This window comes from Aggregatibacter segnis, assembly GCF_003130075.1.
In the GTDB taxonomy this organism is placed as follows: Bacteria; Pseudomonadota; Gammaproteobacteria; order Enterobacterales; family Pasteurellaceae; genus Aggregatibacter; species Aggregatibacter segnis_A.
In genome coordinates this window covers 59,115-70,982 of the sequence record NZ_NRCW01000008.1, presented here as the reverse complement: position 1 = coordinate 70,982, position 11,868 = coordinate 59,115, and the positions used below count along the sequence as shown (strand labels likewise).

At 43.9% G+C, this 11,868-nt stretch carries 4 protein-coding genes and 1 pseudogene; 3 read left to right on the top strand and 2 right to left on the bottom strand.

Annotated elements, in window-relative coordinates; genetic code table 11:
* Positions 1 to 79 precede the first annotated feature (79 nt).
* Positions 80 to 757 (top strand): annotated as a pseudogene (locus DK415_RS08645) (ATP-binding protein); the annotation flags it as partial.
* Between the two features lie 13 nt (positions 758 to 770).
* Here the strand turns inward: DK415_RS08645 and DK415_RS08640 are convergent.
* A complete protein-coding gene (locus DK415_RS08640; protein WP_109433279.1) occupies positions 771 to 1,598 on the bottom strand; it encodes a divergent polysaccharide deacetylase family protein in 828 nt (275 codons plus the stop codon).
* Complete coding sequence (envC, locus tag DK415_RS08635) at positions 1,595 to 2,812, bottom strand: murein hydrolase activator EnvC (protein WP_239305739.1); 1,218 nt, start codon at positions 2,810 to 2,812, stop codon at positions 1,595 to 1,597. The genes DK415_RS08640 and envC overlap by 4 nt, the downstream gene beginning before the upstream one ends.
* 244 nt (positions 2,813 to 3,056) lie before the next feature.
* Here envC and DK415_RS08630 point away from each other — a divergent pair, with 244 nt between their 5' ends.
* Both DK415_RS08630 and DK415_RS08625 read left to right on the top strand, forming a co-directional pair.
* The gene (locus tag DK415_RS08630; RefSeq protein ID WP_239305728.1) at positions 3,057 to 4,838 is read left to right on the top strand and encodes a ShlB/FhaC/HecB family hemolysin secretion/activation protein; all 1,782 of its coding nucleotides are present in this window, start codon (positions 3,057 to 3,059) and stop codon (positions 4,836 to 4,838) included.
* Positions 4,839 to 4,914: 76 nt separating this feature from the next.
* Positions 4,915 to 11,868 carry a two-partner secretion domain-containing protein gene (locus DK415_RS08625; RefSeq protein WP_109433276.1) on the top strand — a complete coding sequence of 2,318 codons (6,954 nt, stop codon included), beginning with the start codon at positions 4,915 to 4,917 and terminating at the stop codon, positions 11,866 to 11,868.

Below are 11,868 nucleotides of genomic sequence, written 5' to 3'. Positions count from 1 at the left end.
GTGTAAAAAAATAGGCTAAAGCCTTATTCTATCGTTCTAAGTTTTGCCGATTATGCCACTTATTTGTAACTTTGACAGCGGTTCGATTCCAAAACCCGGGGAAATCTCCCTCGCACACAATGGCGTATTGTTTTTAGATGAACTGCCGGAATTTGAACGCAAGGTATTAGACGCCCTCCGCCAGCCGTTAGAAAGTGGTGAAATCATCATTTCCCGTGCCAATGCCAAGATTCAATTTCCGGCAAGATTTCAGCTGATTGCCGCCATGAACCCAAGCCCGACGGGGCATTATCAAGGCACGCATAACCGCACCTCACCACAACAAATCATGCGCTACTTAAATCGTCTGTCCGGCCCCTTTTTAGATCGTTTCGATTTATCTATTGAAGTGCCGTTGTTGCCGCAAGGGAGTCTGCAACATAGCGGTAACCGTGGTGAATCCAGTGCCACCGTGAGAGAAAAAGTCTTAAAAACACGTGCCATTCAACTGCAACGTGCCGGCAAAATTAACGCTCATTTAACCAGCAAAGAAATTGAACGAGATTGCAAACTAGAGGAAAAAGATGCGCTATTTTTAGAAAATGCTCTGACCAAACTTGGGCTGTCTGTGCGGGCATACCACCGCATACTCAAGGTTTCACGCACCATTGCGGATTTAGAAGGAGAAACGAAAATTCATCAGCGACACTTAGCAGAAGCATTAGGTTATCGGGCGATGGATAGGCTGTTGCAGAAGCTTTCTAAAGCATCTGTGTAACAGACCAGCAAGACTAAGGTACGCCACGCAACAATGGCACTGCGGTATAAGGTGGAATGGACGTAGGCGCAGGCATTTCACTAAAGAGAAGGATAAAAGGTTTCGGCGGTGCGACTTTTTCGTTTCGCCACAAACTGCCCATAGAAACCAGCTGCACGTCCGTCGGCAAATTAGCAATTCCCGCTTGCAAGACGGCAATGGTATTTTTACGCGGATGCCCGATGGCAATGGCGATGCCGTGTTTCTGCGCATATTGCACGGCGGCTTGAAATTGTCGTTGCACATCAGCAAACGTATCGCTGTCGTCTAAAAAGATATGCCGATCTAACGTGCGTACACCTTGTTCTTTCGCCATTTTACCTGCCACACTGCGACCAATGGTGCGGCTATCCAGGAAAGACAAATGACGCTCACGAAGTGCGGTCATTAATTTGGTCATTAAAGGCCCATCTGCCGTGGCAGCGCTGCCCATATGATTGTTCATCCCAATGGCGTTGGAAACAATATTGTGAGCGGTTTGAACGCGGTGATTCACCTCCCCTTGCGACATTCCTAAATGCAACCCGCCATCTTCAATTTTCATTTTAGACACCGTTTCCATAGGCATATGAATGAGAATATCACGCCCTTGTTGGAATGCCTGTTGATTACGTTGTTTGGCGTAAGGCGCAGCCGGAATAATCGCCACCGACACCGCTTTCGGCATCGCCAAAATCTGGGCATCTTCTTTCGCATGATAGCCTAAATCGTCAATGACAATGGCCAATTTAGCAGAATAGGCAAAGGGCGCCGTCAAAAGTGCGGTCGCCAACAACAACGTTTTTCTGATCACCAAGGTCATCGCACCCAACCTAACGGATTCACTGCCACACCTTTGCGACGAATCTCAAAATACAATCCGCTTTTCGATTGGCCGCCGCTATTGCCTACTTCACCGATTTTTTGACCAGCTTTCACAAGCTGCCCTTCTTTCACGGCAACCGATTGGTTATAGCCATACAAACTCAAATCGCTATCGCCATGTTTCACGATCACCATTAAGCCGTAACCTTGCAGCCAGTTAGCAAGAATCACCCGCCCGTCAGCAATGGCTTTCACCGGTGTACCAGCGCCCGCCGCAATCACGATACCTTTCCAACGTAACTCGCCCATTTGAGTTGAACCAAAACTGTTCACGACTTTGCCCGCCACCGGAAAACCATATTGTTTTTTCGGCGTGCCTAACCCTGCGGTGCTGTTCAACAGTTGCCGCTCCTGCGCTGTCGGTTGATAAGGCTTGTGATGTTTGGTTTCTTCCGCCTGTTTTTTCTGTGCTAACGCCTCTCGTTCACGTTGTTCTTGCTGACGCGCCGCCTGCTCCGCTCGTTGGATTTCTTGGCGCAACGCATTTTCGTTCGCTTTCAGCGCTTCTAATTTATTTTCATCACGCGTTAAGTTTTGATTCAGTTGGTTCAACGTGCTTTGCCGTTCCTTCTGCACTTTTTGCAATTCTTGCTGCTGTTTTTTCTGTCCGGCAAGTTGCGCTTGTTGCGTTTTATGTTGTTCTGCAATGGCGGCTTTTTGTTTTGCCAGCTGCTCCTGCGTATTCTTCAGTTCCTCAATTAACCCCATCCGTACTTGATTCAAATGCTCATAATACGCTTTCATGCGTTCTGCATTTTGCCCTTTATCGGACAGCATTCGCTCCGCCACTGATGGGTTCGTGCCTGAACGATAAGCAGAATCCAACTGCTTCGCCAGTTTTGCTTTTTGTTCTTTTTCTTGTTTTTGTAACTGTTTGATTTGTCTATCGGTATCGCTGATATTTTTGCGAATTTCTTTTAAATCCGATTCCGTTTGACGTAATTGCCCGATCACCGAATTAATCTGATTTTCTTGAGTTTTTAATGTGCTCTGTAGTTTCTGCTGTTCCCGCTTTTGCTGCTCAATTTTCTGTTTTTGTTGTTGAATTTGCTGATGAATTTTTGATAAATCCTCGTTAGGTGCAGCAAAAGAAAGGGGCGTACAGAACAAAAGTGCGGTGAAAATCAGACGCATTTTTTGCCTGCTTAACATGTTTTTAGCCTGAAGTAGTGACTTATTCATTGGATACTGCATAACCATAATTATTCCTTTCTTGTAACACCGCACAAATATACCACTAATTTGTACCAGACCTGATTTCTCCCGTTTAAAAAAACACTTATTTTTACGATAATTTTTCATCATCGCGATCCGGCTCGCAAAAATACGCTAATGAAATTGAGTTGCTATCCAAGATTCCCTATTTTCCTGACATTTTTACATGGAGAATCACACAATGCGCATTATTTATCAATTACGCTTTCTTTTTATTGGCTTTATCTGCGCCCAAGCAAGCTATGCCGATCATCATTTCACCGCCAATCTAGACAATCTAGATGCTCAACAGCAACTACGCCAACAACAAGCGGAAAAAGAACGTGAAATACAGCACCGTGCCAACAAGCTCATTCATCTTGCTAAACCAACAACAGAAAAATGGACGTTACCACAGGCGGAACAGCCCTGCTTTCCCATTACGCAAATTGAAATAAACGATTATATCAACACGCCCTCTTCCGATAAGGCGCATCTTCCAAGCCAATTTCAATGGGCTTATCAACAAGCTAAAGACAGCTTAGCGCTAACCTTGCCTCATTGTTTTGGCACACAAGGACTCAACAGCCTCATGAGACAAATGCAAAACAACATCATTGAAAAAGGCTATATCACTACACGTGTCGTCATCACCGAACAGGACCTCAACGATGGAAAATTGGTACTCACCGTCATTCCCGGCAGACTACGCCATGTTTTACTTGAAGACCAAAGTGCGGTCAAAAAATTAACACCACTCACTGCCTGGACGGCACTCGTGCCACAACAAGGGGATATTTTAAATCTGCGCGACATAGAACAATCCTTAGAAAATCTTAAACGCCTGCCGACGGCAGACGCCAAGCTAGAACTTCTTCCCGTCCAAGAAAATGATACGCTCCCCGGTGAAAGTGATTTATGGGTGCAATACGCACAACGTTTTCCGTTTCGACTAGCCCTCGGCTTGGATGATGCCGGTTCGACGGCAACCGGTCGATTACAGGGTTCAGCCACTCTTTCTTTAGATAATCTGTTCACGGCCAACGACTTATTTTACGTCGGATTTACGCACACCATGAAACGCCCAAGTTGGTTAGGTTCAGATGAAGAGGGTCCTAGACGCAGTCAAAACGTGCACTTTTCTTATTCTGTTCCATTTCGTTATTGGCAATTAAGCGCCTCCCATAACGTGAATCAATATCACCAACAAGTTGCCGCAGCCTATGGAGCGAAAGTGCGCTATTCCGGCCGCAGTGAAACGAGCAAAATCAGTCTTTCCCGTGTGCTATTTCGTCATGCTCAACATAAAACCCAACTCGCTTTTTCCCTTTGGGGAAGACAATCTTCCAACGCCATCAATAAGGCAGAAATCGACATTCAACGTAAACGAACCGCCGGCTGGGAAGTGGGATTAACCCATCGTTTTAATTGGAACCATTCCACCTTAGCATTCAATGCAAACTTTAAGCGCGGAACCGGTGCCTATCATGCAAAACGTCATCCAGAAGAACGCTTTAATGAAGGGTCATCACGCATGAAAATCCTCACCACAGAAATAGAACTCACCCATCCTTTCCAATGGGCGACACAATCTTTCCATTTCAACTCGCTCTGGCGCGCACAATGGAATCGAACCCCGTTGGTCATGCAAGATCGGTTCAGTATTGGTGGACGTTATACGGTACGTGGAACCGACGGCGAATTAACCCTCTCCGGCGAACGCGGTTGGGTATGGCGTAATGAATTGGCATGGCATATCGCCCAAAGCGGTCAACAACTCTATCTCACCCTGGATAAAGGCGTTGTGCGAGGTAGATCAACCGATGAATTACTGGGGCGCTCAATGGTTGGTTCCGGTATCGGCCTGCGTGGCGGCTGGAAGGCGTTCAGTTACGACGTTTTCGCCGGCAAAGCGCTCCATGTACCCCAAGGGCTTCAACATAAAAGCAAAGTATTGGGCTTCAATTTAAACCTCGCGTTTTAGTCTGTGCGATCACGGAAGCATGACAACCCAATGCATTAATACACATAAAATCAACCGAATAAAACAAGGATATATTATGAACAAACATCGCTATCGCGTCATTTTTAGCAAAACCTTACAACGTTTTATCGTCACCTCCGAATTAGCGAAAACGACAACCGCAGGAAACACAGAAACAGGTGATCTCAAGTGCGGTCAATCTTCGGCGTGTTTTTCATTTTATCCTTCACTGCAATCCCTGACGTTCGCCGTCTTTTGTGCTCTTGGATTCGTTTCTCTTATCTCGCCATCAGCGCACGCCGAGACATTGATGATTCAAGCCGATTCGACGGCTGTGGCAAATCAACGCCCCGTTGTTTTACAAACCGCTAACGGGTTACCTCAAGTCAACATTCAAACACCGAATGAGCAAGGGCTATCCCATAACCGTTACAGCCATTTTGACGTCGATACGCAAGGAGCTATCTTAAATAACAGTCGGAAAAATACCCAGACCCAACAGGGCGGTTGGATTCAAGGTAACCCTTATCTTGCCGGTGGCGAAGCCAAGGTGATTCTGAATGAAGTCAACTCCAATCATCCTAGCCAACTAAAAGGGTATGTTGAGGTCGCAGGAAAAAAAGCGGATGTCATTATTGCCAACCCAAATGGCATTCATTGTCAAGGCTGTGGCATCATGAATGCGGAACGTGCCACCTTCACCACCGGGAAACCGGAAATTCATCATGGTTCGCTAGACAGTTTCAAGGTTGAGAAAGGCAAAGTCACCGTAGAGGGAAAAGGTCTCGACAACAGCCAAACAGACTACACGGACATCATTAGCCGCAGTGCAGAAATCAATGCCGGTGTTTGGAACAAACGGGAAGTCAATGTCACCACAGGTAAAAATCGGGTCACGAAAAACAACGATAGCGTGCAAATCATTCATACTACCGAGAAAGAAAAACAGTCAGAAAATCCACCGCACTTTGCGTTGGATGTGACCCATCTCGGCGGGATATATGCAGAAAAAATTCACTTAATCGGCACGGAGCAAGGACTTGGCGTCAATCATGCTGGGCACATTGGGGCGTCTGCCGGCGAAGTCGTCATTGATGCCAAAGGTCATGTTGTGAACCAAGGGTTTATCGGTGCACAAGGGAATATCCAGGTTCAATCAAGTGAAAACATTGAAAATCGCGGCACTATTCACACAAAAGAAAAGCAGCATCTGAAGTCAAAAAACCTAGATAACCGCCAAGGCACCTTAGCTGGTAAACAAATTCAAATCGATGCAGCTCATGTCGATAATCGTAAGGTCTCCGAGGAAGGCTCACTCATTGTTGCTGCAGATAACATCCTTGTTCAGGCTAATACCTTGGATAATCGAGGCACAAAGAACACGACAAATCCGACCCAAGGGATACAAGCGGCTCAAGTTACCCTAACCGCACAACAGATCAACAACCAGTCCGGCGGTATTTATGCAATCCAACGCGGAACATTGAATGTCGCAAACACATTGGATAATCAGCAAGGCGATATTCTTTCTGCAGGCCAATTAGACATTAACGGCGATAAATCCCACGCGAATCTGAATAACGCGGAAGGGAAAATACATGCTGGGAAACACGTAACGTTAACCGCCAAAACATTACAAAATGAAGGAAACATCAGCACCACAGGCAATGCAGACATTGCCTTAACAGACGGTATTGAGCTCAAGAACACCTTTCAGGTCAACGGTAATTTACATTTCACCACCGAAGGAAAATTCACCAATAAGAGTAAATTAAACATTGGTCATCGCGTCAATATTCACGCCGCCGAAATAGAAAACACCCAAGCAGCAGAAATTTCCTCAAAAACAACGCAAATTTCCACCGCACTTTTCACTAACCGAGGACTCATCGATGGCGAAACGACACGAATTGAAGGGGAAAGCCTAAATAATATAGGCACCGGACGTATTTATGGCGATCAACTTTTTTTTGCCGCCACTCATTTAACGAATATCAAGGAAGGTGATTCATCGGCAACGATTGCCGCACGAAAACGCCTTGATATTGGCATCAATACCTTGAAAAACCTCGATCAAAGTTTCATTTTTAGCCTGGGTGATTTACACATCGGAGGAACATTATCGGAAAACGGCGAAGCGGTCGGGCGTGCCAAAGAGATCATTAACGGCAGTGGCATCATTGAAGCGATGGGCGATGGAAAAATCAATACCACGACATTACTCAATACGGATTTACACCTCAAATTAGGCATCAACGAATCTCGCGAATATTTTCATCAAGTTGCAAAAACAACTGATAGTCAGCGTTTTACAGTAGATAAAGACGGTATTTTTGCTTGGAATAAAAAACGCTCAGAAGCGTGGTTTCAATTTTATGATGGTCGCCCAACGCAATATCAAAATGACTGGATTGGCTGGCGCTATAACAGAACAACCAAAACATCCAAAATTGATGTTCAAACACCGGGAAAAATACTGATTAGCGGTCATCTTACTTTAACCGGTGATCATCTCAAAAACCAATACAGCAAACTGCTGATTGGCAAAAGCCTGATTCTTGGTGAACAACCGATCACGCAAAATCTCTCCCATCAAACCCTTTCAGAGGGTGGTGCCACCTTAATTAATGAAGATGTGATCGGCAACATTGATCGTCTTGATAAAGGCTCGGTTTTTAAATGGGTCCACTATCGTAGTCGTGGACTAAAGAAATCCCATGGGCATAAAGACACAGACCATAAGCATTATGAAGTCGCCCATCCGACAGAACACTTTAACTTTAATGTGGTTAAAAACCACATTGGCGATCCCGAAGCGGTCAGAAAAGAAAGTGACAATACCTCCGTTGCGGCACACACGCCGGCAAACGCAATAAGCCCTGTTGAAAACAGGCTACGTTTACCGAATCAAAGCCTGTACAAAATTAATCCTCATGCCGATAGCCATTATATTGTTGAAACCGATCCGCGTTTCGCCGATAAACGACAATGGCTAAGTAGCGATTATATGTTCCATGCACTGCGTGCTGATCCACAAAATATGCTTAAACGCCTAGGAGATGGATTCTATGAGCAACGTCTCATTAACGAACAAATCAATCAACTCACAGGGCGTCGCTTTTTAGAAGGCTATACATCTGATTATGAACAATATAAAGCCTTAATGGATAACGGCCTGTATTATGCCAAGAAGTGGAATTTAACCCCGGGCGTGGCGCTCACAGCAGCGCAAATGAAGGAACTAACAAGTGATTTAGTTTGGTTCGAAAAACGCGAAACACAATTACCTAACGGTGAGAAAATCAATGTTCTCGCGCCGAAAGTTTATCTTTCTCGCAGAAACAGCAAAATTAATGGAGAAGGCAGCCTGATTTCTGCTAATCATGTCATCATTCGCGGTATGAACCAGGTCGACAATTCAGGCACGATTTTAGGTAATAGCTCTCTCTCCATAACTGCCCAAAATATCAAAAACAACGAAGGACGATTACAGGCAAATCACCTTTCTATTAGTGCAGAGAATGAGCTTTTAAATCTAGGGGGAACCTTTGAAGCAAAAGATAACCTAGCTGCCCATGCAAAAAATCTTCGCTTTGAAAGCAAGTTATCCGAAACAAAAGATACCGGTGACTTTTATAAAAAAGACATTAGCAAAGCGGCTGAACTTAATCTCACCGACAAGGGTGGCAAACTTCAGGTTCATGCCGATGAAAATATTGTGGTAAAAGGAATCCGTGCCAATATTGCCGGTGATGCTGCATTTTATGCAAAGGGCGATTTAGAGCTGGGTACGGTGAGTCGTATTAACAAAGAACATTACCGTATGAATGCGGATAACTATTATTTATTGGATCAAGAAAATCAAATCGGTAATCAAATTCAAGTCAAAGGAAACACACAGTATATTGCCGGTCAAAACATCACCGTCACAGGAAATCAGCTACATTCTGACGGTGAAACGACCATTGCAGCACAAGGCAATATCGATATTCACGAAGGGCGGGTGAAAGAACACTTAAATAGTGCAATCAAAACAACTGATCGCGGTTTGTTTAGCAAAAAAACGATCACCGCCAAACACCGTCATGATTATGACCTTGCTGAAGCTTCCATGATCGATGCTGATAAAATTCACCTTCAATCCAATAATGGCAATATTAAAGTGCAAGGAAGCAACCTTGTGGCAGAAAATGGGTTCACCGCACAAGGAAAAAACATTGATATTAGAGAAGCAGAGAACCGCGCATATTCAGAAGATTTTTACAGCAAGAAAAAATCAGGCATGCTTGGCGGTGGCATTGGTGTCACCTTTGGTAGCCAAAAACAAACTCTGGAAACCGACCAAACCAGATTTTACGCTTCAGGCAGCCAAGTCGGTAGCCTCAATCACGAGACCCGATTAATTGCTGAAAACCGCTACACTCAAACCGCAAGTGCGGTCAGTAGCGCCAAAGGTGATGTAGGTATTCTCGCCCAACAAGCCACTATAAAAGCAGCGGATGACAAATATGAAAGCAATATGAAACAAACCTTCGAACAAAAAGGGTTAACGATTGCGATTACCTCCCCTATTTTATCGGCATTACAAGCCGTGCAAGGGACGGTGAAATCCGTTGAGCGCGTCGGTCAAAGCAAAAATGACCGCGTCAATGCCATGGCGGCGGCGAACTCGGCGATGGATGCCTATCGAGCCGGACAAGCGGTGGGACAGGCAGGAAAAGCGATGCAAGAGGCGATGGAAAATGGAAATATGGATTCCGTCGTGGGGGTACAAATCACTTACGGCCAACAAAAGAGCGAATCACGCACGCATACTGAAGGAAAAACCGCGGCCAAATCTCAAGTGAATGCCGGAGGCAAAGTGAATATTGTTGCCACAGGGGCAGGCAAAGCATCCAACATCACCATTAACGGTTCGGACGTGTCCGGTAAACAAGGGACCGTCTTGGGAGCTGACAATGACATCAACATCACGGCTACTGAACAAACGCACAAAGAGCGCAGCACCAATAAATCAAGCGGCTTTAACGTAGGAGTCGCTGTGAAATTTGGTAATGGCGTAGCCGCCGGAATTACCGTGGGTGGAAACCGAGGTAAAGGCTATGGTAATAGCGATGAAACCACTTATGTGGCAAGCCACGTGGGTGACGCCAACAGCCAAACCACAATACAAAGCGGTGGTGATACAAACCTTATTGGGAGCCAAGTAAAAGGTAAACGCGTTGAAGTCAATGCCGAAAACTTGAATATCAAAAGTTTGCAAGATAAATCCAGTTATGATGGCAAACAGACGAATATCAGTGGCAGTGTGACGGTTGGTTACGGTTTCGCTGCGGGTGGCGGTTTCAATAAATCGAAAATCAATGCTGATCATGCGAGTGTGAATGAACAGGCGGGCATCTATGCAGGTGATGATGGCTATGATGTGAATGTAAAAAATAAAGTGTCATCTATTGGTGGTGCAATTCTTTCACAAGCGTCAAAAGAAAAGAACCAATTAACAGCACAAGACTTTGAATATTCAAATATTCAAAATTATTCTCATGCGAAATCATCTGCTATGGGATTAATGGGAGGATTTTCCGTAAATCGCGACCAAACTTCAAATGAGGATAAAGAGCTTAATAAAATTTATCGTGAAGGTCGAAGTAATGAAACTTTTGACCAAGCCAATCCAAATCAGGCTAATCAATCACCGGTAAAATTTGGCTTAGATAAAGATGATATACATAGTTCGGATTTATATGCCGCTGCTAAAATGGGTTTAGCAAATTTAGCCAGTAATAGTAGCCAAAAAGAAAACCGTCAAAGTACGACTTATGCAGTGATAAGCGAGGGAAACTTCAATATTGGTAGTCAAAAAGGCAAAGAAAATATTGAAAGTATTAAAAAATCAACCAAGCAAGAAACGAATAAACTTGAAAAAATAGATTATTCACAAATGCAGAAAGAGGTTGAGCAGGATGTTGCAACGATTCAAGCGTTTGCGAAGAATGTTGGTGGTGTTACGGATGAGGCTTATCGAACAATGTTTATCGCAGAACATCGGATGTTTACTCATAAAGTGGATGAAAAAGGAAAACCTATAGAGGATCCAGAAATTCTGAAGAAAATAAATGAAGAAGCGGATGCTAAGGGAGTAAGTCGAAAAGACTATCTTCAAGAACAATTGGATAAAGGACGTAATATTTATCAATTGCATGAGTTATCAGATCAAGAGCGTAATCAATTACAAAAAGTTACTTATACTGATCCAAAAACAGGGAAAACAGAGAGTAAATATGTCGTTGCGTTCAATGGCATCTTTAATGATCGTAATTCTGCCGCAAAATTTGCGGTACAAAACTATATTGCGGGCAGGGATGATAAAACAGGCAATATAAATCAAAAGGTATATAAAGATGTTTATTTTGTTCACCATCCTGAAGCGAAAAATGGTTTGTCAGAGCTCTTAGTGGCGGGTTATGAGAAAATGTTTGAAACTTCTTTTGGAAAGCTATTAGGTATGGATAATTCAAGTTTACAAGCGATGAATATCATGAAGCAGTATGGTAAAGATGATTTATACCTAGGTTCCCATAGTCGTGGCACATTAACATTAAGTAATGCATTAAAAGCGCTAAATACAGAAGATAACCGAGATAAAAAGCTACTTTCAGGTACGACAATTAAAATGGTTGGTCCTGCAGCAGATGTAACAAGAGCGAATGGTTATTTAAGTCAATTGCAAACGGGTAAGGAAAGAACCACTTCAGATGGTTCAATTCGGATTGAGAATCATGCTAGTGACCCAGTAGGTAGTATGCCGATTTTATTGGGAGGAAACCCTGCAACAACATCTGAAAATAATCTGAATAAAAGCTGGTTACAGCGAACAGCAGATATGTTTAGTGATGAACGTTTATCCGTACATAATTGCCATGGCTTAGGACAACGACAATGTATTACTGATGGATATAGAACTGAGGGAGATCTTAAAATGGGTAATGAAAGAACTATTTTTGAATTAAATAAAGCGAAGGAGAAATAA